The sequence below is a fragment of the Pseudomonas sp. JV414 genome, assembly GCF_032424305.1.
Taxonomy (GTDB): domain Bacteria; phylum Pseudomonadota; class Gammaproteobacteria; order Pseudomonadales; family Pseudomonadaceae; genus Aquipseudomonas; species Aquipseudomonas lini.
In genome coordinates this window covers 203,935-224,838 of record NZ_VYKC01000022.1, presented here as the reverse complement: position 1 = coordinate 224,838, position 20,904 = coordinate 203,935, and the positions used below count along the sequence as shown (strand labels likewise).

Sequence of the window (20,904 nt, the reverse complement as noted above, 5' to 3'; positions counted from 1 at the left end):
CATGAAAACAATAGAAATTTTAATAAACAATCATGGGGTCATAGAAAGGGCCACAATCGAATGCGACAGAAAAAAACCGACACTCACATTCACGATGCAAAATGGTTTAAAAAAAGTTTATACAGCCTATGACCTTTTCGTATGCTTTGGCATGTTAAGAGCCCACTATCCTGAGATAAAATTTCTGTGCAAAGGAGCCAAATTAAATGTTCATCCTTCACGAATGTCGTCCCAAATGTCTAGTGGCTTAGTCGCATACGAACTTAAACTTGGAAAACCTAGCGAAGAAGAGGACATAGTACGAATTTTCGACTACGAAGACGAAAATATTACTAGCAACATTGAAGAGCAAAAAACCTTCTATAAAAACTGGATCGAGTCATTAATTATTACAACGCAAAAAAAAACCTGAAGATAATACTCAATAAAACAACCAACAACATAGAATCATGAACTCACGCAACACGTTCATCGAGCAAATGCGTCAAGCATAAGTGACGCCTGTGAAAAACATCTAAAGCCCAGCTCGACGCTGGGCTCAGTTCTACATGAAACACTGACTTAGCCGCCAGAACCACCGGTTTTACCTCCACTTCCTACTCCACCACCGCTCTCATCAATTTCAAAATCACCTGATTCTCCAGACCCACCTCCAGAACCACTCCCCATCGAACCTCCCTCGCTCATCGACCCACTTCCCTTCCCCGGGCTGGTGCTACTTCCATTGGCATCGTCGCCATTCCCACCACCAATGGTGTCCGGTGGCGGCGCCTTCCCGTCCGAGGTACCCGCATTCATTTCCGAGTAAGGTGGCATCCCGCCCTTGTCGACCGGCGCATCGCGGCCGGAAGATTGAGCTAACGCCGACAATGAACTGATCGACAATAAGCCGACCACCGTCAGGGTTGTCAGTTTTGACCTGATCATGGCGCACCTCCTTTTAAAGAGTGCTTTACCTGATGTCTGGCAGCGGTCGCTTTTTAAAGATGCCGCGCAATCGACGAGCGGCGATGGATCGCTGCGCAGGCTTCAGCTCGGTTCTCCCGATAGATCGTCACCGGCAATGTCCGGGTCATCGGGATTGGCTTCCACATCCCCGCGCTCCACATCATCGGTATCGGTGGGCACCTGCTCCACGCCGGTGTCGTCATCGTCGGGCGGGCGCTGATCACGACTCAGGGAGTCGGTGGGTGAAGGTAGCGGATACTCGGGGGTATCGTCGTCGATATCAGAGTCTTTTGGATCAGCGTTCATAACGCACCTCTCAATGGACCTGAAAAGCAGATCCTGACATTTCGAGGACAACACGATAGACGCGGTTCGATCAGAGGGACGATCGGTCGGCCCGACCACACCCCCTGTCACTCGTCGTCTTCCTCGTCGTATTCGTCGTACTCGATATTGCCCACATCGCCTGCGTCATCGGCATCGTTGAGCGGCACCGTGGCGTCGTCCATCAGAGACCCCGGATCTTCGTTGCCCGGATCGTTGATCGGACCTTCATCTTCCATGCCTTCGGTTTCCGGAGTCATGACATGCCTCAAAACGTTCAGGGGTGTATGAAGTTCGAGGCGTCCTACGGGCAAACGTTCCAGAGTCCTACTGACAGAAACGAAAAACCCGGCACTGGGCCGGGTTTCTACTGTCACTCGATGCCGAGTTAGCGATGCTTGTACTTATTTTTATGCTTGTGTTTGTGTTTGCCGCCACCGGAATGCGAGCTGCCGCTGTCATTACCCAAGTTGCTGCCCACCGCGCCACCGGCTGCACCGCCCACACCGGCGCCAATGGTCGAACCGGTGGAGCCGCCCAAGCTATTGCCGATCACTGAGCCGCCCGCCGCGCCGATACCGCCGCCAACGGCCGCTTCTGTTCGACTGCCCTTGCGCGCACCGACCGCGCTGCCTGCCGCACCGCCGACGCCAGCGCCAACCGCTGCTCCCGTGCTGCCGCCTAGTTGACCGCCGACCACGTTACCCAACGCGCCGCCAAGACCACCGCCCACTGCAGCAGTGCCGTCACCGGCAGCCATTGCACCCTGAGCGACCAAAAGTCCTAAAACCACCGTGGACAATGTCAAACGCATGATATGAACCTCTAATTTCCGCATCGGGGGAAGAACGTGCCGCGGATAGGCCTCAGCCTGGCATCTGCGTCTGTTGAACAGCAAATCAGATACCGACTGTAAGAGATTTGAGCCATATACGGGAGAATCGTTCCAAAACGAAAAAGCCCGGCATCGAGCCGGGCTTTTTCAGCGGATCATTCAGGATCAGTGGCGCTTTTTGGACAGATTGCTGCCCACGCCGCCGCCCAATGCACCACCCAGGCCGGCGCCGATGGTGGAACCTGTCTTGCCGCCCAGGCTATTGCCGATCACCGAACCGCCCGCCGCACCCACACCGCCGCCAATGGCCGCTTTGGTGCGGCTGCCTTTGCGTGCTGCAACAGCACTGCCGGCTGCGCCCGCTACGCCAGCACCAATCGCTGCACCTGTGCTACCGCCCATTTTCTGACCGACCACATTACCCAGTGCGCCACCCAGACCACCACCGAGCGCGGCAGTGCCATCACCGGCAGCCATCGCACCTTGAGCAACCAAAAGGCCCAGAACCAGAGCAGGCAGTGTCAAACGCATAACGAGAACCTCAAAAAAGGGGGAAACCGAAAGGCCGGAGATTGAATGCTTTAGAGGAGGCAAAGTCCAGACACAAACACGGAACAACCTCGTCATTGGCGACGGTTGGACAGCATTTATGGAAAAGGTTTTATGACAGGCAAAAAAAAGCCCGCTGGGGAGACGGGCCAGGGTACTGCTTTCTAACGGATGAGCTGAGACTACGTAGGCTGGTGTGAAAAGTTTGTGAAAAACCTACGCAGCTGTAGGACATTTCTCTACATGGCCACCGAGCCATACTTTCTACCCATCCAAAACAAGAAACCCCGCTCAATGGCGGGGCTCGTACGAGTCACTGTTTACTTCCTGGAAGGCGCACCCAGCTTGGGCATGAATTTCGATTTCGGCCCTCGAGTTCGAGGCACTGTAGATTTGATTTTGTTGATTTTGATACGGTCTTCACCGAAGCTCGGCACGTAGTCCGTCTGACCACACTGCACGCAATTATTGATTGGAAACTCCGCCCCGTCGTCTTCGATATACGGCTCAGTCATATCTTCGCTCCTCACAACGGGTCGATACCGGCAAGCCCTATTTGCCTGGAAAATATCGACCACCCAGGATTCTGAGACTAGTCGGTCATTCCCAGACCTGTGATTCAGATTGTTACGTGCCGACGAATGGCCAGCGCTTGCTTCCTACAAAACCAAATGACGAATAAACAAAACGAGCACGCCCCGGGGCGGCGCCCTCATGATTTTTTCACACTGACTTACCGCAGTTTGACCGCCGTCCCGGTCACAAACACCACCACCATTCCACCCTTGCCGGCCGGCATGCTGATCTCATAATCGAGCCCTACTACTGCATCCGCCTGAAGCGCCCGCGCCCGCTCCTTGATCTCGTCGGTCGCCTGAATCCGCGCATCCTTCAATGCCCGCTCCAACGTTTGAGAGCGCCCACCGAAAAAATCCCGCATGCCAGCGAACAGATCGCGGATCACGTTAACGCCCTGCACCGACTCGGCGCTGACGATGTCCAGGTAAGCGGTGATTTGCCGACCTTCGATGGTGTGGGTTGTAGTGGTGATCATGAAATGTCCTTGTTCAGAGTGTCGTCGATAGGGTGAAACGACGGGAAAAACGGCGCGAGAATTGAGTATAGAGATCGATTACCGTCGAGGGGTTTAGCAGTCTAACAGGGGGCGAAACTCACCTGAAATGGGGCTTTGAGGGCGACTTGAAAAGGTCGTACCCGAAAAGGAGACAAGTCCTACATATCGTTCGGAAGCCGCGCGCCGTTCGCGCATTGCTCTGGCTGAGGTGGGGCTCATATAGTCTGAGCGTCGCCTAACACGCGAGAGTAAATCCTTGTACGCCGACTTTCTTATCTAAAACCATCTACTGATCGCATACCTCTTTGCGGATCGAACGCTTAGCGGCAAATTTGCCTCATGCACCTATTTAGGTACACTATATTTATGACTGATCTTGCACCTGTGCTCAATGTCCGTTTCTTTCGCACGGACGCTGAAAATGAACCGGTGCGTGACTGGCTTGCTGATCTTCCCCGCGACCATAGAAGGATGGTCGGTACAGACATCAAAACCGTTCAGCTTGGTTGGCCCATCGGCATGCCGGTGGTAAGAAAGCTGGATGCCGGGCTCTGGGAAATCAGGATTGATCTTGGCGACACCATCGCACGCATTATTTTTACAGTTGTTGGATCCGACATGGTGCTACTCCATGGCTTTATCAAAAAAAGCCAAAAAACACCCGCGTCGGACATGGCTACCGCCAAACAGCGCAAAGCACGACTATGAGGCACAAAAGATGAACAAGCATATCGGATCTGACTTCGATGACTTCCTTGCGGAGCAAGGTCTTGCCGAAGAGGTTTCTGCCGCAGCTCTCAAGCGCGTCATTTCCTGGCAAATTGCTGAGGCTATGAAGCTGCAGCGTGTCAGCAAGAAAACCCTTGCCGAGCGGATGCATACAAGCCGCACTGCAGTGGATCGGGCACTCGATCAAAATGACTCAGGCATGACATTGGCCACGCTCGCCAGCGCTGCTCGCGCACTCGGCCAGCGAGTAGAGGTTCGTCTGATTCCTGAGAGCGACGAATCTCACGCATAAATCCAGTTTCTTATCTGCATGCCCAAAGTCTGGCATTACGCCAGTTTCGGCGTGGATGGAAAACCAAGTCCCTAATCTCGAGTCCTGTAGGAATTAGAGAAGTTTGATCAACACCGCGGTAATAGTTGCCACCGTCACGATCAGGCCAGTCGCAACGCCCACCGGATACCAAAAAATTTCACAGGTCATCTTGCCAGCTTCGGCGTTCAGCTTGCGCTGTTCAGCCATCAGCTTGACGATTTCTACGTGAACCTTTTTCAGCTCAGCCTGTTTAATAGTGAATTCCTGCATAACGTGTGCGCCGTTACAGATAATGGGGCGCTTATTGTGTGCTGCCCTTTGAGTCATTTTGCACCCTGAAGGCGTAAAACCAATACCCTCCCAGCGCGACTTATGTGAGCTGCCAAATCCGATGAAAGCCCCCAACCATCTGGCTTTTCAGCATGCTTCCCACCCGCCTATCAATCGTCTTACATCAGTTTCAGAAAGCGCCTTCGCTGATACCGCCACGCATGAAATCCAGACACCAGAAACCACAAAACCCCTGACTTCTCTCGAAATCAGGGGTTTTGCTTACATCGAATTTGGCGGTGAAGGAGAGATTCGAACTCTCGATACAATTTCTTGTATACACACTTTCCAGGCGTGCTCCTTAAGCCACTCGGACACTTCACCGTATCTCTTCAAACATGTTCTGTCTGTCGAGGCGCGCTAATGTAGTCGAAAGCTTTTCTGATGGCAAACATTTTTTTCAGAATTTTCATGCGGTTAACGCCGTTATCCCTTTCGTGCCGTTCAAGGGCATGGCAAACCTGCCAATCTCCGGCTTCGTCTTCCCTTCTATATAGAAGCCAATGCGCGGCGGACATGGCTGACTACGCCTGGCGGGCCGAGAAAGGGTGACTGGCGAGTCAGTCACAGCGCTTTACCTGGCCTACGGCGGTGGGTAACGTCTGCCCTACTTTATTAGAAGGATTGGCGTCATGAGTGAGTTGATTTCCTACCATCTCGAAGACGGTATCGCGACCCTGACCTTGAGCAATGGCAAGGTCAATGCCATCTCGCCGGATGTGATTGTCGCGTTTAACGCTGCGCTGGATCGGGCGGTGGCGGATCGGGCGGTGGTGATCATTACCAGTCAGCCGGGTATTTTTTCGGGTGGTTACGACTTGAAGGTGATGACGGCTGGCCCTAAAGAGGCCACTGCACTGGTGGCTGCCGGTTCGACGCTGGCTCGTCGCCTGCTGTCGCACCCGTTCCCGGTGGTCGTGGCGTGTCCTGGGCATGCGGTGGCCAAGGGTGCGTTTATTCTGTTGTCGGCTGACTACCGCATTGGTGTCGATGGCCCGTTCAGCATTGGCCTGAACGAAGTGCAGATCGGTATGACCATGCACCATGCCGGTATCGAGCTGGCGCGTGATCGTCTGCGCAAGTCGGCGTTTCATCGTGCGGTGATCAATGCCGAGATGTTCAATCCGCAGAGTGCTGTGGATGCCGGTTTCCTTGATGTGGTGGTGTCGGCCGAAGAGCTGCAAGGCGCGGCGCTGGCGGCAGCTCGTCAGTTGAAGAAGCTCAACATGATCGCCCACAAGAACACCAAGCTGAAAGTGCGCAAGGCGCTGCTGGAGACGCTGGACAACGCGATCATCCTGGATCAGGAGCATATGGGTTAAGCCCGAACGCGTTGCACCGAAAAGCCCGACCGTCGTGTCGGGCTTTTTCTTGCGTGTCTGGTTCAAAACCTTACAACCGCTCTAGGCCGCATCTGACCCATAAGTCGGAAACATGTGCTCAAACATCGGTCATCTCCCACCTCTATAGCGGCAATTGCCGAAAACAGTGCACATCCGTACACTGCGCCACCTTTTGTTCCGGTGGGCCCTTTAAATGCTGTTTGTGTTTCGTATGTTATTGATGGGCTTGCACTTTATTCTGGCCGGTATGCTTGGAGTGATCCTCGGTCTATGCCGGCCGTTTAATCCGGACAACAGCCGTTTATGCGCACGTCTGTATGCGTGGCCGGCGATGTGCATTTTGCGTTTGCGGGTGAAGGCTGACGTCGGGCCGTTGGTGGATAAGCCTGACAGTTGCGTGATCATTGCCAACCACCAGTCCAACTACGATCTGTTTGTGTTCGGCAACGTGGTGCCCCGCCGCACCGTGTGCATCGGCAAGAAGAGCCTGAAATGGGTGCCGCTGTTCGGGCAGTTGTTCTGGCTGGCCGGCAATGTGTTGATTGACCGCGGCAATGCGCACAAGGCACGCCAGTCGATGCTGACCACTACTCGCACCTTGCAGCATGAAGACACCTCGATCTGGGTCTTCCCGGAAGGCACACGCAACCTCGGCGAAGAGCTGCTGCCATTCAAGAAAGGCGCGTTCCAGATGGCGATTGCCGCGGGCGTGCCCATCGTGCCGGTGTGTGTCAGCAGTTACGTCAAACACATGCGATTGAACCGCTGGCGCAGTGGGAAGATTCTGATCCGTTCGCTGCCGGCGATTCCTACGGCTGGATTGAGTCTGGATGACATGCCCATGCTAATCGCCCAGTGCCGCGAGCAGATGCGCGAGTGTATCGACTCGATGGATCGGCAACTGCAAGCCGCCTGAATGAAACCCGCCCTGTGCGGGTTTTCTTTTGCCTGCGAACTCTAACGATTTTGCTGACTCTCAAGCAGCAGACAAGGTTAAGCTGAATCCTGCCTGGCACCGCCAGTCTTTACCAATAGAAAGCGGCTAATAAGAAGTGAATCACCATCATGGGTAGAGTCGTTGCTGCTGCGGTTTACAGCGCCGGTAAGAAAGTCACCAATATCACCCTCGACGAAGGCGCTGCCTGGGCTGCGAAGCCTGGCCACTTTGTGTGGATTGGTTTGGAAGAGCCGAACGCCGAAGAGCTGTTCAACCTGCAACGTCAGTTCAACCTGCATGAACTGGCCATCGAAGACGCCTTGGAAAAACACAGCCGACCGAAGCTGGAAACATTCGGCGACGCACTGTTTATCGTCACATATTCGCCTATCCGCAATGAAGGCAAACTGCAGTTCATCGAGACGCATATCTTTGCCGGCAAAGGGTACGTCATTACCGCGCGCAATGGTCATTCGGCGTCCTACGCGTACGTCCGACAACGTTGTGAGGCGCGGCCATTGTTGTTGGAGCATGGGGAAGATTTCGTACTCTATGCCATCCTCGACTTCGTGATTGAGAACTACCAGCCGATGGGCGAAGCGATCCATGCCGAGATCGATGAGCTGGAGAGCAGCGTAATGTGCAGCTCCCTGAATGAGCGCGACATTCAGAAACTCCACAGTCTGCGCCGTGATGTATTGCGCTTGCGCCGGTTTGCGGCGCCGATGGTGGAGATCAGTGAGGAATTGCAGAACCTGACCTTTCCATTTATCGACAAGAACATGCGCCCGTACTTCCGCGATGTGCAGATTCACGTCAGGCGACAGATGGAAGACCTGACGACCCTGGCAGACATCGCCAGCCAGACCATCGAGATCGGAGTGTTGCTGGAGGCGTCACGCCAGAGTGTGGTGCAGCGCAAATTTGCGGCATGGGCGGCGATTCTGGCGTTTCCGACGGCGGTGGCCGGAGTTTACGGGATGAATTTCGAGAACATGCCGGAATTGACTTGGCATTACGGGTATTTCGGGGTGTTGGGGTTTATTGCCGTTGGGTGCGTTGGTTTGTGGGCGAGTTTCAAGCGGTCGGGGTGGTTGTAGTCAAGACCGAGGCGTCTGCGAAATTCGCGGGCTAGCCTCGCTCCTACAAGTACACCGAAATCCTGTAGGAGCGAGGCTGGCCCGCGAAGCTTTTAAGGCTTAACCGACTCAGCCTCACCCTCAGGCTTATGCGCCACAAACCGCATCATCCACTCTGCGACGGTAGTGCCGTGATGCTCGTGTTCAAGACTCGCCATACCTTTCGAATAAATCTGCTCGCCCAGCGCTTCCTGACGAATATCCAGCAACGCCCGTGAGTAATCGTGAATGAACTCCGGATGCCCCTGGAAGCACAGCACTTGATCGTTGATGTGGTACGCGGCGAACGGGCAGAAATCGCTCGAGGCGATGACCGTAGCGTTTTCCGGTAGCGCGGTGACCTGATCCTGGTGGCTGATCAGCAGAGTCAGCTCTTCCCTTAGCGGGCTCATCCATGGTGCCTTGGCCGCGAGTTTGTAGTTGTGGGTGCCGACACCCCAACCCTGGGTCGCCCGCTCGCTTTTGCCGCCCAATAGCAGCGCCAGCAATTGATGGCCGAAGCACACGCCCAGCAGTTTGTCGCCGCGTTCGTAGCGTTTCAGCAGATACGTCTTGAGAGTTTGAATCCACGGGTCGGTGCCGAAGGAATCGGCCTTGCTGCCGGTGACCAGATACGCATCAAAGGTCAGGTCATCGCTGGGATAATCGCCTTGCATCACGTTGTACACGGTGAACTCGGCAGCGATGGGCTGCTGCGAAAACAGACGCTGGAACATCTGCCCGTAACCCTGATATTGATCGACCAGTTCTGGACGCAGGATGTCGGTTTCCAGAATGCAGATGCGTAACGACATAAAAAATACCTGACACATGAAGGGAATAATGCACACCCCAGAGCCTGCCTTGAAACACAGTGGCAAGGCAAGCCCTGGAGCGCGTCATCGGTCCCTTAGAACAGCGCGTTTTTGGCCGCCTTCTCCAACAGCAACGCAGGCGGTGTGAAGCGTTCGCCGTACTGCTCGGCCAGGTACTGGGCGCGGGCGACGAAGTCTTTCACGCCGTACTGGTTGACGAATTGCAGCGCACCGCCGGTCCAGGCCGCGAAGCCGATGCCGAAGATCGAGCCAACGTTGGCGTCCGCCGTCGAGGTCAGCACGCCCTCCTCCATACAGCGCACGGTTTCGATGGCTTGCACGAACAGCAGTCGATCGCGTATGTCCTTCGGCGAAATCTGCCCATCGGCTTTCTCGAAATGGGTTTTCAGCTCGGGCCACAAATGCTTCTGCCCTGTCGCCGGGTAATCGTAGAAACCACCTCCAGCGGCCTTGCCCGGACGCTTGTATTCCTTGAGCAGCAAGTCAATCACGGCGAACGCCGGGTGCTCAATCAGCGCTTTCCCCTCTGCTCGCAGGTCTTTGGCGGTTTGTTCGCGGATATGGCTCATGAGGCTGAGGGAAACTTCGTCGGAGATCGCCAGAGGCCCGACAGGCATGCCGGCCTTGCGCGCTTCGGTCTCGATCATGGGAGCACTCACGCCTTCGCCGAGCATGGCGATGCCTTCGTTGGTGAAGGTGCCGAACACCCGCGAGGTAAAGAAGCCACGACTGTCGTTAACCACAATCGGCGTCTTCTTGATTTGCAGGACGAAATCGAAACCGCGCGCCAGGGTTTCGTCGCTGGTATGGACGCCCTTGATGATTTCCACCAGCGGCATTTTCTCCACGGGACTGAAGAAATGCAGGCCGATGAATTTCGTCTGGTCCGGCACGGCATTGGCCAAGCCACTGATCGGCAAGGTCGAGGTGTTGGAGGCGATGACCGCGTCCGGGCCGACGACTGTTTGCGCGGCCGATGAGACCTTGGCCTTCAGTTCGCGATCCTCAAACACCGCTTCAATAATCAGATCGCAACCCGCCAGGTCCGCATCGTTTTCGGTGGCATGGATTCGCGCCAAAATCTCTTCACGCTGCTCCCGGGTTAACTGACCACGCGCAACTTTCTTGTCCAGCAACGCCGCCGAGTGAGCCTTGCCCTTCTCTGCCGCGGCGAGGTTGATGTCTTTGAGCACCACGTCGATGCCAGCCGATGCGCTGACAAACGCGATGCCCGCGCCCATCATCCCGGCGCCGAGCACGCCGACTTTCTTCGTCACGCAAGGCGCTATGCCTTGGGGTCGCGAGCCGCCGGCATTGATCTCATTGAGCTGAAACCAGAACGTGCCAATGAGGTTTTTCGACACTTGGCCGGTGGTCAGCTCGGTGAAGTAGCGGGTTTCGATCAGGTGCGCCGTGTCGAAATCCACCTGGGCGCCTTCCACCGCAGCGCAGAGGATTTTCTCCGGCGCGGGCAGACAGCCCTGGGTTTTGCTGCGCAGAATCGATGGCGTGATAGCAAGCATCGGCGCGAGCTTCGGATCCGACGGCGTGCCGCCAGGGATCTGATAACCCTTCACGTCCCAGCGCTGCACAGCGACCGGGTGAGCGACAATCCACGCCCGCGCCTTGGTCATCAGTTCATCGCGATCGGCAGCCAACTCGTCAATCAATCGCGCCTGTAACGCCTGTTGCGGCCGGATTTTCTTGCCTTCAAGCAGATACGGCAGAGCTTTTTCGATGCCCAGCATGCGGACCATGCGCACCACCCCGCCGCCGCCCGGCAACAGGCCAAGAGTGACTTCCGGCAGGCCCAGCAGCACCGATGGATTGTCCAGCGCCACACGGTGATGACATGCCAGACAGATTTCCCAACCGCCACCGAGCGCCGCGCCGTTAATGGCGGCGACCACCGGTTTGCCAAGGGTTTCCAGGGTGCGCAGTTGGCCCTTGAGTGTCAGCACCATGTCGTAAAAGGCTTTGGCTTCGGGTTTACCAACCTTGATCAGTTCATTGAGGTCGCCGCCGGCGAAGAAGGTCTTCTTGGCCGAGGTGATGATCACGCCGGCAATGGCGTCCTTGTCGGCGACCAGTCGGGCGACGCAGCTGGCCATGGCGTCGCGGTAGACCGCGTTCATGGTGTTGGCACTCTGGCCCGGCATGTCGATGGTCAGGACGACGATCTGGTCCTGACCTTTTTCGTAACGGATGGCTTCGGTCATGGCTATTTCCTTGAAATCGGGGCTCAGAGGCGTTCGATGATGGTGGCAATGCCCATGCCGCCGCCGACACACAATGTCGCCAGGCCATAGCGCAGGCGCCGGGCTTCCAGTTCATCGAGCAGCGTGCCGAGAATTGCGCAGCCGGTGGCGCCGAGCGGATGGCCCATGGCGATGGAGCCGCCGTTGACGTTGACCTTGTCGGGGTCGATGGCCATGTCCTTGATGAACTTGAGCACCACCGAGGCGAACGCTTCATTGACTTCGAACAGGTCGATGTCTTCGACCCGCAGCCCGGCCTTGGCCAGCGCCTTGCGAGTGGCCGGCGCCGGGCCGGTGAGCATGATGGTCGGGTCGGTGCTGGTAACCGCCGTGGCGACGATTCGCGCCCGTGGCTGCAAGCCCAGCGCCCGGCCTTTCGCTTCGGAGCCGATCAGCATCAGCGCCGCGCCGTCGACAATCCCGGAACTGTTGCCCGGCGTGTGCACGTGGTTGATCCGCTCGATCTGGCTGTAAACCCGCAATGCCGTGGCGTCGAAGCCCATTTGCCCGATCATTTCGAAACTTGACTTGAGCTTGCCCAAGCCGTCCATCGTCGATTCAGCGCGAATGAACTCATCGTGATCGAGCAGGATGATGCAGTTCTGGTCCTGCACCGGCACCAGCGACTTGTTGAACGAACCGTTCGCCCGCGCCCGCGCCGCCTTCTGTTGGGAGTGCAACGCGAAGGCATCGACGTCCTGACGGCTGAAGCCTTCGATCGTGGCGATCAGGTCGGCACCCACGCCCTGGGGCGTGAAGTGGTTGTGCAAATTGGTTTCCGGGTCCAGCGCCCACGCGCCGCCATCGCTGCCCATGGGCACGCGGGACATCGATTCGACGCCACCGACCACCACCAGGTCTTCGAAACCGGAACGCACTTTCATCGCACCGAGGTTCACCGCTTCCAGCCCCGACGCGCAAAAGCGATTGAGCTGCATGCCAGCCACGCTGACGTCCCAATCGGCCACCTGCGTGGCAGTCTTGGCGATGTCAGAACCCTGATCGCCGATGGGAGTGACGCAGCCGAGCACCACATCATCGACCTGACTGGTGTCCAGGGACGTGCGCTGCTGCAGCGCCGTCAGCAGCCCGGCCACCAGATTCACTGGCTTGACGCTGTGCAAGGCGCCATTGGCCTTGCCTTTGCCACGGGGCGTGCGTAACGCGTCGAATATCAAAGCTTGGGTCATGACGTCCTCGAACCTGATGGTGAATGAAGATCAAAAAATCGCAGCCTTCGGCAGCGCCCACAGGCGCGTAGGAGCTGCCGAAGGCTGCGATCTTTTGATCTTGATCTTTATGCACTCACCTTATGCCCCACAGCCATGGATTCAATGACCACAGTGCTCATTGGCGTTGACGGTCACGCTCAGACGAACGGTAGTCTGCTATCGGATAAACCGATTCAAGTCACCAAGCTGTCTAGCAAACGGGCGCCCAAGAAGCTGGCCATAAGCCTCATACCTTTTTAAAAGCGATGAGTGCTCAGCACATACGAAATGGATCTAAGCCAATCGTGACGCGGGCCCTAAGGTAAACCTGTACGAAGCTGTCGTCGGGTTTTGCCGAGACACTCGTCCTACAAGGAAGTGCAGCGCTCTGCCGTCATGGAGATAGGCAGGCAGGCATCAGGAAATAACAAAAAAGGCGGTCAAGCCATGTTCAAGCATTCGAAAGTTCGTCAAGCCGGGCTCATTCTTTTCGCCACTACACTGTTGTTGATTTTGCCGAACCTGACCAAGGTGATTGGCTGATCGGGCATCAGGGTTTTCATTTCGCCTGATAAAAATGTGATTGGCTCGCTACCCGGGTCAGCGTGGCTGTGCCAACCTTTGCGGCACTTCCACGACATGGACGGCGATCACTTGAAAGCGCTCACTCTATTTGGGGCCTTGCTGCTCAGCATGCCTCTGTCTGCCGCACAGCTGAATCTGGAGCTGGGCGCGAGTTCTCGCACCTGGCAGACCGAGCAATTGCTCAAGCATCCTCAGGTTCAGACCATCACGATCACTAACGACATTTCCTACAAACGGGACATGAGCTATCGCGCCGTACCGTTGGCGGCGTTGTTGACGGGCATCAAGCCTGACGATCATCTGCAAGCCGTTGCCCTGGACGGTTTTGCCGCCGAACTGGCTGCCGCGCCGTTGCTCGATACCCAAGGGGCGCGGGCCTGGTTGGCAATTGAAGACCCGGCCAAGCCATGGCCACCGTTGTCAGAGGGCAAGCACAGTGCGGGGCCGTTTTATCTGGTCTGGACTGATCCACAAGCGGGCAATATCAGCCCCGAGCAATGGCCGTTCGAAGTAGCGAGCATCAAGCGCATGGCCCCAGTGGCCGAGCGCTTCCCTGCCCTGCTGCCCGATCCTGCGCTGAAGGCGGACAATCCGGTGAACAAGGGCTTTGCGCTGTTTCAGAAGAACTGCCTGGCCTGTCATCGACTCAATGGCGCGGGGGATGCGCAGTTCGGGCCGGACCTGAATATTCCATTCAGCCCGACCGAGTACTTCGGCGCGGATTTCCTCAAGCGCTACATTCGTGATCCGCAGAGCTTGCGCCAGTGGCCGCAGGCGAAGATGCCGGCGTTCGCGACGACAGTGTTGCCGGAGGGGGATCTGGAGTTGTTGGTGGGGTATTTGAAGCATATGGCGGGGCGGAAGGTGAAGCCCTGACACATCCACCCTGTGGGAGCGGGCTTGCCCGCGATGGCGGTCTTCCAGTCACTGCATCAGAGTCTGAAGTATCGCTATCGCGGGCAAGCCCGCTCCCACAGGGTTCTGCGGTGTCCTGACTTATTGCTGTTGCACCGAGATCACCGGCGTCGGCGAGACAAACACCTTCGCATGCATCTGCTCGCACCCACCACCACGGCGCATGCCGCGCACCGGGCAGGCGTCGAGGTAATCCAGGCCCACGGCCAGTTTCAGGTGACGCTCCGGGCGGGCCAGTTCGTTGGTTACGTCGAAGCTATACCAGGCGTCATCCAGCCAGGCTTCAGCCCAGGCGTGACTGGCCAGGTGTTCGCTGTTCTCGCTGTACAAATACCCCGACACATAACGCGAAGGAATGCCCAGGCTGCGGGCGCAGGCGAGGAACGCATGGGTGTGGTCCTGGCAGACCCCGGAACGCCCGGCAAAGGCCTGAGCGGCGCTGGTGTCTACTTCGGTAGAACCCGGCGTGTAGGTCATGTGCTGGTTCAGGCCATGCATCAAATCGATTAGCGCCGTACGATCCCGGCGCTGCTTGCACGCTTTCTCGGCAAACGCGCGCAGCGCTTCGTCGGCTTCGGTCAGGCGCGTGAAGCGCAGGAACGGCAGCGCCGACTGGCTTTCATGCTCGGCTTCGCGCAGTTCGTCGATGTCCACCTGCCCTCGGGCGCCGATGATGATCGCTTCGTGAGGTTCGTCCAGGGTCAGCACATGCAGAATGTTGCCGAACGGATCGAGTTGCGCGCGCACCGGACGTGGCAGGTCGAGCTGCCAGCTGAGCACGTGTTGGCGCTCGCTGTCGTGAGGGGTCAGTCGCAGGTACTGGATGCTCGCCCGCACCTGATCTTCGTAGTGATAGGTGGTCTCGTGGCTAATGGAAAGTCTCATGCAGCCTCCAGGTAGGAACTGTGTATGGCGTTGCCCAACTGGCGCACCAGCGGGATGAACTCGGTCAGCCAGGCGTGCAGGCCTTCGTCGAGAATTTCGTTGATACCGGTGTAGCGCAGGCGTGCGTCCATTTCTGCCGCCAATCGCTGGGCAGGACGGCCGTTGGCCCCCGGCAATTGGGCGAGGATCTGGTCGATTTCTTCGGTGCAGGCGCGCAGGGATCGTGGCACGTCGGCGCGCAGCAGCAACAACTCGGCCACATGCCGGGCGCCAGGGGCGTCGCGATAGATCTCGGTATAGGCCTCGAACGATGACAGGGCCCGCAGCAAGGCGCTCCACTGGTAATAGGCGTGAGCCGTGCCGTCGCTGACCGCTTCGGCCTGATCGCCGGCCATTTCGTAACGGGCGTCGAGCAGGCGCAAGGTGTTGTCAGCCCTTTCGATAAAGGTGCCCAGACGAATGAAACGGAACGCGTCGTTACGCATGATGGTGCCGTAGGACGCACCGCGAAACAGGTGGGAACGTTCCTTGATCCACTCACAGAAACGGCTCATGCCGTAGCGACTCAAGCCCTGTTCGGCGATCCCGCGAATTTCCAGCCAGGTAGCGTTGATGTTTTCCCACATGTCGGCGGTGATTCGCCCACGCACCGCGTGGGCACTGGCTCGCGCGGCACCGAGGCAGCTGTAGATGCTCGCCGGGTTGGCCGCATCCAAGGCGAAAAAATGCAGCAGCCGTTCGGCATGCAGATCGCCGTGACGCTCCAGATAATCGTCCAGCGTGCCGGTGATCAGCAACGGCATGGCGAGTTCGTGCAAGCCATCGCCACGACCGTCCTGAGGCATCAGTGACAGCGAATAACTGATGTCGAGCATCCGTGCGAGGTTTTCGGCCCGCTCCAGGTAACGCGACATCCAATACAGATCCGAGGCAGTTCTACTTAACATGGCAGGCTTCCTTCAATCCTCGACCACCCAGGTGTCCTTGGTTCCGCCGCCCTGGGATGAATTCACCACCAGGGAGCCTTCGCGCAAGGCGACACGGGTCAAACCGCCGGGCACAACCCGGGTTTCGCGGCCAGACAATACAAACGGACGCAGGTCGATATGGCGTGGAGCGATGCCGTTTTCGACAAAGGTCGGACAGGTCGATAAAGACAACGTCGGCTGGGCGATGTACGCGTGGGGCTTGGCTTTGATCCGCTCACGGAAAGATTCGATTTCCGCTGCCGTCGCCGCCGGCCCCACCAGCATTCCGTAACCGCCGGAGCCCTGGGTTTCCTTGACTACCAGCTCTGGAAGATTGGCCAGCACGTGGGACAGTTCCGAGGGATTACGACACTGCCATGTAGGCACGTTCTTCAGGATCGGCTCTTCATCCAGGTAGAAACGAATCATGTCCGTGACGAAGGGATATACCGATTTGTCGTCCGCGACCCCGGTGCCGATGGCATTCGCCAGCACCACATTGCCAGAGCGGTAGGACGACAGCAGACCTGGAACACCAAGCATCGAATCCGGGTTGAACGCCAACGGATCGAGGAAGGCATCGTCGAGGCGCCGGTAGATCACATCGACGGCTTTCGGCCCGTCCGTGGTGCGCATGAACACCTTGTCATCGCGCACGAACAGGTCCGCGCCCTCCACCAGTTCAACGCCCATTTCCCGGGCCAGAAATGCATGCTCGAAAAACGCGCTGTTGAAGCGCCCCGGCGTCAGCACTACCACGCTCGGGTTGTCGATCGGGCTGGAACTTTTCAGGGTGTCGAGCAACAGGTTCGGATAGTGGTCGATCGGTGCGATGCGCTGGGCCGCGAACAACTCGGGGAACAATCGCATCATCATCTTGCGGTCTTCGAGCATGTAGCTCACGCCGCTGGGTGTACGAAGATTGTCTTCGAGCACGTAGTACGTGCCGTCGCCATCGCGCACAAGGTCGACGCCGGAAATGTGCGAATAGATATCGCGGTGCAGATCCAGCCCTTGCATCGCCAACTGGTATTGCTCGTTGGCCAATACTTGCTCGGCCGGGATGATGCCGGCCTTGATGATGCGCTGCTCGTGATAGAGGTCGGCAAGGAACATGTTCAATGCCTTGACCCGCTGAATGCAGCCGCGCTCGACGATCCGCCATTCACTGGCGGGGATACTGCGGGGAATGGTGTCGAAGGGAATCAGGCGTTCTGTCCCCTGCTCATCACCATAGAGCGTGAATGTAATCCCGGCACGATGAAATAACAGATCGGCCTCGCGTCGCCGTTGTGCCAAAAGCTCGTCAGGCGTTTCGGCCAGCCAACGGGCAAACTCCCGATAATGCGGGCGGACCTGGCCGCCGGCGTCGTACATCTCATCAAAATAGGTGCGGATCATGCCGTACTCCTTGTCACTCCGGACATCCAGACCTTCGCAAGGCCCGTGCCATCGGCATAAACGCTTTGATATCAATCAGTTGGATAATGGCGCTGCACGCACCGCACCAATCCTGTGCGGTAAATGCCCCAACCTGATCGCCCCCGCTTCATGGCGAAGCAATGCTGTCGCCTATCTGCAGCATAGTCAGAGTTGATTTCACTGCCCGGGAGGCGATGGGGATAATCCGGGCATTCGCTGGAAAACTTATCGTTCTTCCCTTCTAGCCGCTTGTTCAGGTGGCTTTTTTTTGCGTTTTTGAAACGTTATGAATCAAAAACACGATCAAGAGATCGCAGCCTCGTTTCACTCGACAGCTCCTACAGGAGAACGCATTCCAATGTAGGAGCTGTCGAGTGAAACGAGGCTGCGATCTTTGGCTTATTCAAACCGCGAAAACGAAAACGGCCGACCCAAAGGTCAGCCGTTGCTGAGTGTTGTCACTGTTCATAAGCTTATGCGAGTAGCCCTCGTACCTCCTGCTTGACGCCCCATCCTTCGATGATACCGCCCAGAGGCTCGACCACCGCCTCGAAGTCCTGCTCAAAGTCGCCGATCCCGTCATAGGTGGCGTACATCACTTTGCTCAGTTCCAGATGCCACGCGCCGTCGTCGCGCACGCTGATCTGGGCATTCAAGGATTCACCACAGAAATGACCTGCCGCCCTGCGTGCCCGCTCCTCGTCCGGAAAAATGGCGTAGAACTCGATGGGATGGAATCGTGAAAAGTCGAAACCGCCTTCTTTCATGCGGCGCAGCACGTTGCTGCTGATGTCTTCTTGATAGGCTGTGCTCATGAAACGTCCCCCTCAGACTGATGGATAGACTTTCCGTATTCCCTGCACTTTCAACCGATTGGTGAGAGCGATACGGCAACAGAGGTTGCCGACGGGAAACAAGCATGTAGCTGACAAGACCAGACCTTAGCGAGTCATTCGCTGATCTCGCTTGCAGAGTAGCCCCAAGACAGAGCTGCTGCCAAGGTCTGGTTGTGAATGTGACAAGAGGTGTATCAGATCGGGGTAATACTGATGATTTCAATGCTGTTCTGGGATTTCAGGCTTTTGACGGTCGGATCATCGGTACGACCCTCCAGATCATTGAGATCCAGTTCGGCAGCGACCGGCAGGCACCGGGCGCGAATGAGTTTGGCGGCTTGCTCGCTATTCGGGCATTCCTCGCACTCGAAGAGTTCGTCCACTGTTTCACCGTGATCATCCACGAAAGTGATTTTCCACTTTTGCATCGGTGCCTCCTCGATAAAACCCATGGATGGGCTTACTTCTATCTGGACTTTTACCCTGAGTGATCGTTCAAACGGATTACCGCGTGCTGGCATGAAAAAAAACACAGAAACCTGTGTAGGAGCGAAGCTTGCTCGCGAAGGCGGTGTATCAGTTGATAGGTGTATTGGCTGATGCACCGCGTTCGCGAGCAAGCTTCGCTCCTACAGGGTTATGTATTCATTTTAGTCGTTGCTGGGTTTGTTCACCGCTTGCAGTACGTATTGCGGCAAGGCGAAGGCATTCTATGTCGCGGAATATGACAGGTCGAACGTCACTGATGGTTCGACACAATCCTCTGTGGGAGCTGGCTTGCCTGCGATAGGAGCGCTGCGGTGAATCTGACTGACCGCAGCGCCTGCATCGCGGGCAAGCCACGCTCCCACAGGTTCAGTGTTGCTTGCGGGAAACCGATCAGATCCGCACATCGCCTCGCGGCCCGGCGATGGCCCAGATGATCAGGCCCAAAACCGGCAGCAGGAGGATCAATAGCACCCAGATGATTTTCATCCCGGTCTCGGCGCCACTTTTAAGCACGTTGATGATGGCCCAGATATCCAGGGCAAGAATAATCAGGCCAACCAGGCTGTTGAACGTGGAACCCATGGTGACGCTCCCGAAGAGTGATATGCACTCTTAGGATAGTCGGGCCTTGCGAGGGTTCCGTTTTATTACCTTTCTAGACAGCTTCAGACGTGGATCGCCACTTTCAGGGCTTCCAGCGATGGCGCGGCGACGATGCCGACTTCGGCGCACAATTCCAGTACCCGTGGTACGTCGTTACCGTAGACCAGCACCACTTGCAGTTCGTCGTCGAGCAACTGGCTGAAGTTCATCAGCGTGTACCCGCCGTTTTCCTTGTTCATGCTGCTCATCTGCACCTGAATGCGATTGAGCGCCGTCAGGGCTTCGGTCTTGGCCAGTTGCTTGGGTTTGATGTTGAAATCGACGCCGGGGCCGAACGAAGCGACGATCTGCGCAAACAGGTCCATGTAGGTGTCAGCCTGGAACAGCACGGTTTCCGGCAGGCTGCCGACGACTACCCACTCACCCAACGGGATCGGGAAGGTTTCGTCGTAGTTGATGTCCGGATTGGCCGCCAGAAAAGCCTCGGGATCGGCGTAGGCCTGAGCCGCTTCGTCTGCGACTTTCAGAATTTCGTCATCGCTCATGCACCCGGAGCTGATTTTGCTGATGAGTTCGACGAGTGCGGCTTTCATGAAGTGGATCCTGTAGCGAGGGAGATTTGAGGGCGCGAAGGATAACGCATTCGGAAACGGATTGCGGGACCAGGCATGACCTGTGGCGAGGGGGCTTGCCCCCGTTCGGCTGCGTAGCAGTCGTAAAACCAAAGAACTCGGTCGCCAAATGGGGGCCGCTTCGCGCCCCAACGGGGGCAAGCCCCCTCGCCACAAAAGCCCCCGCTGCCACAGAGGGAATCAGCCAACCAGCTTCTGCAGCTGTGCGGTGGTATCCACCGCGCCCATGGTTTTGGCCGCGTCCAGCGCGGACACACCGTTGGCATCCTTGGCTTTCGGATCGGCGCCTTTGCTGATCAGGTAGTCGACGATTTCAACGCGGTTGAACATCGCCGCCATCATCAGCGCAGTGCGACCGTCGAAGGACGAACCTTCCACTTGCGCGCCACCTTCCACCAACGCCTTGACCACCCCCAGATCACCTTTGAATGCCGCGCCGGCAATCGGGCTTTGGCCGTTGTCATTGCGGATTTCAGGATCGGCCTTGTGCTCGAGCAGGACTTTTACCGTCTCGACATGGCCGTGGTACGCCGCGAGCATCAGCAAGGTATCGCCCTTGTGGTTGCGCAGGTTCGGCGGCAAGCCCTTGGTCAGCAGCGCAGCCATCATGGCTGCATCGCCCTCGCGCGCTTTGTTGAACACCTGTTCGGCAAATTCAGCAGCCTCTTCGGGCGTCATCTGGCGGCTTTTGTCTGACATTGGGGACTCCACATTCGGTCAATCGGAAAAGCCGATAGTTTCCCGAGCGCTCCGGAACCTGTCA

At 57.0% G+C, this 20,904-nt stretch carries 26 protein-coding genes and 1 tRNA gene; 7 read left to right on the top strand and 20 right to left on the bottom strand.

Translation table 11 applies throughout. The features are described 5' to 3' along the window. The first annotated feature begins 1 nt into the window (after nucleotide 1). The gene (locus tag F6R97_RS25080; protein ID WP_315867245.1) at nucleotides 2-412 is read left to right on the top strand and encodes a hypothetical protein; all 411 of its coding nucleotides are present in this window, start codon (nucleotides 2-4) and stop codon (nucleotides 410-412) included. Between the two features lie 149 nt (nucleotides 413-561). Here F6R97_RS25080 and F6R97_RS25075 read toward each other — a convergent pair whose 3' ends face one another. The 7 genes from F6R97_RS25075 to F6R97_RS25045 form a co-directional block, all read right to left on the bottom strand. Further along, nucleotides 562-927, bottom strand: a complete 366-nt coding sequence (locus F6R97_RS25075; RefSeq protein ID WP_315867244.1) for a hypothetical protein — start codon at nucleotides 925-927, stop codon at nucleotides 562-564. Nucleotides 928-1,029: 102 nt separating this feature from the next. After that, entirely contained in the window at nucleotides 1,030-1,254 is a 225-nt protein-coding gene (locus F6R97_RS25070) for a hypothetical protein (protein ID WP_038979875.1), read from the bottom strand. Nucleotides 1,255-1,361: 107 nt separating this feature from the next. Then, nucleotides 1,362-1,532: a hypothetical protein gene (locus tag F6R97_RS25065; RefSeq protein ID WP_167344811.1), complete on the bottom strand. Its 171-nt coding sequence runs from the start codon at nucleotides 1,530-1,532 to the stop codon at nucleotides 1,362-1,364. Nucleotides 1,533-1,660: 128 nt separating this feature from the next. Further along, nucleotides 1,661-2,086, bottom strand: a complete 426-nt coding sequence (locus F6R97_RS25060) for a glycine zipper domain-containing protein (protein ID WP_030127952.1) — start codon at nucleotides 2,084-2,086, stop codon at nucleotides 1,661-1,663. Nucleotides 2,087-2,272: 186 nt separating this feature from the next. Then, nucleotides 2,273-2,638: a glycine zipper domain-containing protein gene (locus F6R97_RS25055; protein WP_038979874.1), complete on the bottom strand. Its 366-nt coding sequence runs from the start codon at nucleotides 2,636-2,638 to the stop codon at nucleotides 2,273-2,275. 338 nt (nucleotides 2,639-2,976) lie between these two features. Continuing rightward, nucleotides 2,977-3,171, bottom strand: a complete 195-nt coding sequence (locus F6R97_RS25050) for a hypothetical protein (protein ID WP_008072999.1) — start codon at nucleotides 3,169-3,171, stop codon at nucleotides 2,977-2,979. A 218-nt stretch (nucleotides 3,172-3,389) separates the two neighbouring features. Beyond that, nucleotides 3,390-3,710: a YbjQ family protein gene (locus F6R97_RS25045; protein ID WP_007902143.1), complete on the bottom strand. Its 321-nt coding sequence runs from the start codon at nucleotides 3,708-3,710 to the stop codon at nucleotides 3,390-3,392. 387 nt (nucleotides 3,711-4,097) lie between these two features. Here F6R97_RS25045 and F6R97_RS25040 point away from each other — a divergent pair, with 387 nt between their 5' ends. Together F6R97_RS25040 and F6R97_RS25035 are read left to right on the top strand one after the other, a co-directional pair. Then, a complete protein-coding gene (locus tag F6R97_RS25040) occupies nucleotides 4,098-4,439 on the top strand; it encodes a type II toxin-antitoxin system RelE/ParE family toxin (protein WP_038980249.1) in 342 nt (113 codons plus the stop codon). Between the two features lie 10 nt (nucleotides 4,440-4,449). After that, nucleotides 4,450-4,752, top strand: a complete 303-nt coding sequence (locus F6R97_RS25035) for an XRE family transcriptional regulator (RefSeq protein WP_038979871.1) — start codon at nucleotides 4,450-4,452, stop codon at nucleotides 4,750-4,752. Nucleotides 4,753-4,845: 93 nt separating this feature from the next. Here the strand turns inward: F6R97_RS25035 and F6R97_RS25030 are convergent, their stop codons facing one another. After that, complete coding sequence (locus tag F6R97_RS25030; protein WP_038979870.1) at nucleotides 4,846-5,043, bottom strand: hypothetical protein; 198 nt, start codon at nucleotides 5,041-5,043, stop codon at nucleotides 4,846-4,848. Nucleotides 5,044-5,337: 294 nt separating this feature from the next. Further along, nucleotides 5,338-5,427, bottom strand: a tRNA-Ser gene (locus tag F6R97_RS25025). 308 nt (nucleotides 5,428-5,735) lie between these two features. Here F6R97_RS25025 and F6R97_RS25020 point away from each other — a divergent pair. From F6R97_RS25020 to F6R97_RS25010, 3 genes are all read left to right on the top strand, one after another. After that, on the top strand, nucleotides 5,736-6,425 hold the full coding sequence (locus F6R97_RS25020) for a crotonase/enoyl-CoA hydratase family protein (protein WP_030131619.1): 690 nt from the start codon (nucleotides 5,736-5,738) through the stop codon (nucleotides 6,423-6,425). A 214-nt stretch (nucleotides 6,426-6,639) separates the two neighbouring features. After that, nucleotides 6,640-7,362, top strand: coding sequence for a 1-acylglycerol-3-phosphate O-acyltransferase (locus tag F6R97_RS25015; RefSeq protein ID WP_315867243.1), 723 nt, complete (start codon nucleotides 6,640-6,642; stop codon nucleotides 7,360-7,362). A gap of 149 nt (nucleotides 7,363-7,511) precedes the next feature. Next, nucleotides 7,512-8,483, top strand: coding sequence for a magnesium and cobalt transport protein CorA (locus F6R97_RS25010; protein ID WP_038979795.1), 972 nt, complete (start codon nucleotides 7,512-7,514; stop codon nucleotides 8,481-8,483). A 92-nt stretch (nucleotides 8,484-8,575) separates the two neighbouring features. On the opposite strand, the gene F6R97_RS25005 is transcribed toward F6R97_RS25010, so the two are convergent. The 3 genes from F6R97_RS25005 to F6R97_RS24995 all read right to left on the bottom strand — a co-directional run bounded on the left by F6R97_RS25005 (nucleotide 8,576) and on the right by F6R97_RS24995 (nucleotide 12,785). After that, nucleotides 8,576-9,316 (bottom strand): amidotransferase, encoded by a 741-nt coding sequence (locus F6R97_RS25005; protein ID WP_048394420.1) that lies wholly within the window; start codon nucleotides 9,314-9,316, stop codon nucleotides 8,576-8,578. Between the two features lie 95 nt (nucleotides 9,317-9,411). Further along, entirely contained in the window at nucleotides 9,412-11,556 is a 2,145-nt protein-coding gene (locus F6R97_RS25000; RefSeq protein ID WP_315867242.1) for a 3-hydroxyacyl-CoA dehydrogenase NAD-binding domain-containing protein, read from the bottom strand. A 23-nt stretch (nucleotides 11,557-11,579) separates the two neighbouring features. Continuing rightward, the gene (locus F6R97_RS24995; RefSeq protein WP_315867241.1) at nucleotides 11,580-12,785 is read right to left on the bottom strand and encodes an acetyl-CoA C-acetyltransferase; all 1,206 of its coding nucleotides are present in this window, start codon (nucleotides 12,783-12,785) and stop codon (nucleotides 11,580-11,582) included. A 660-nt stretch (nucleotides 12,786-13,445) separates the two neighbouring features. On the opposite strand from F6R97_RS24995, the gene F6R97_RS24990 reads away from it, so the two are divergent. Then, on the top strand, nucleotides 13,446-14,267 hold the full coding sequence (locus tag F6R97_RS24990; protein ID WP_315867240.1) for a cytochrome c: 822 nt from the start codon (nucleotides 13,446-13,448) through the stop codon (nucleotides 14,265-14,267). Between the two features lie 120 nt (nucleotides 14,268-14,387). Here F6R97_RS24990 and F6R97_RS24985 read toward each other — a convergent pair whose 3' ends face one another. The 8 genes from F6R97_RS24985 to F6R97_RS24950 form a co-directional block, all read right to left on the bottom strand. Next, entirely contained in the window at nucleotides 14,388-15,191 is an 804-nt protein-coding gene (locus F6R97_RS24985; protein ID WP_038979790.1) for a transglutaminase domain-containing protein, read from the bottom strand. Then, a complete protein-coding gene (locus F6R97_RS24980; protein ID WP_010456611.1) occupies nucleotides 15,188-16,138 on the bottom strand; it encodes an alpha-E domain-containing protein in 951 nt (316 codons plus the stop codon). The genes F6R97_RS24985 and F6R97_RS24980 overlap by 4 nt, the downstream gene beginning before the upstream one ends. 12 nt (nucleotides 16,139-16,150) lie before the next feature. Beyond that, on the bottom strand, nucleotides 16,151-17,560 hold the full coding sequence (locus F6R97_RS24975) for a circularly permuted type 2 ATP-grasp protein (RefSeq protein ID WP_038979788.1): 1,410 nt from the start codon (nucleotides 17,558-17,560) through the stop codon (nucleotides 16,151-16,153). A gap of 494 nt (nucleotides 17,561-18,054) precedes the next feature. Continuing rightward, on the bottom strand, nucleotides 18,055-18,396 hold the full coding sequence (locus tag F6R97_RS24970) for a ribonuclease E inhibitor RraB (RefSeq protein ID WP_315867239.1): 342 nt from the start codon (nucleotides 18,394-18,396) through the stop codon (nucleotides 18,055-18,057). 215 nt (nucleotides 18,397-18,611) lie between these two features. Beyond that, nucleotides 18,612-18,845, bottom strand: a complete 234-nt coding sequence (locus F6R97_RS24965; protein ID WP_038979787.1) for a hypothetical protein — start codon at nucleotides 18,843-18,845, stop codon at nucleotides 18,612-18,614. Nucleotides 18,846-19,296: 451 nt separating this feature from the next. Next, nucleotides 19,297-19,488: a PLDc N-terminal domain-containing protein gene (locus F6R97_RS24960; RefSeq protein WP_038979785.1), complete on the bottom strand. Its 192-nt coding sequence runs from the start codon at nucleotides 19,486-19,488 to the stop codon at nucleotides 19,297-19,299. A gap of 83 nt (nucleotides 19,489-19,571) precedes the next feature. Then, a complete protein-coding gene (locus F6R97_RS24955; RefSeq protein ID WP_038979784.1) occupies nucleotides 19,572-20,102 on the bottom strand; it encodes a hypothetical protein in 531 nt (176 codons plus the stop codon). Nucleotides 20,103-20,321: 219 nt separating this feature from the next. After that, on the bottom strand, nucleotides 20,322-20,840 hold the full coding sequence (locus F6R97_RS24950; protein ID WP_315867238.1) for an ankyrin repeat domain-containing protein: 519 nt from the start codon (nucleotides 20,838-20,840) through the stop codon (nucleotides 20,322-20,324). Nucleotides 20,841-20,904: the final 64 nt, after the last annotated feature.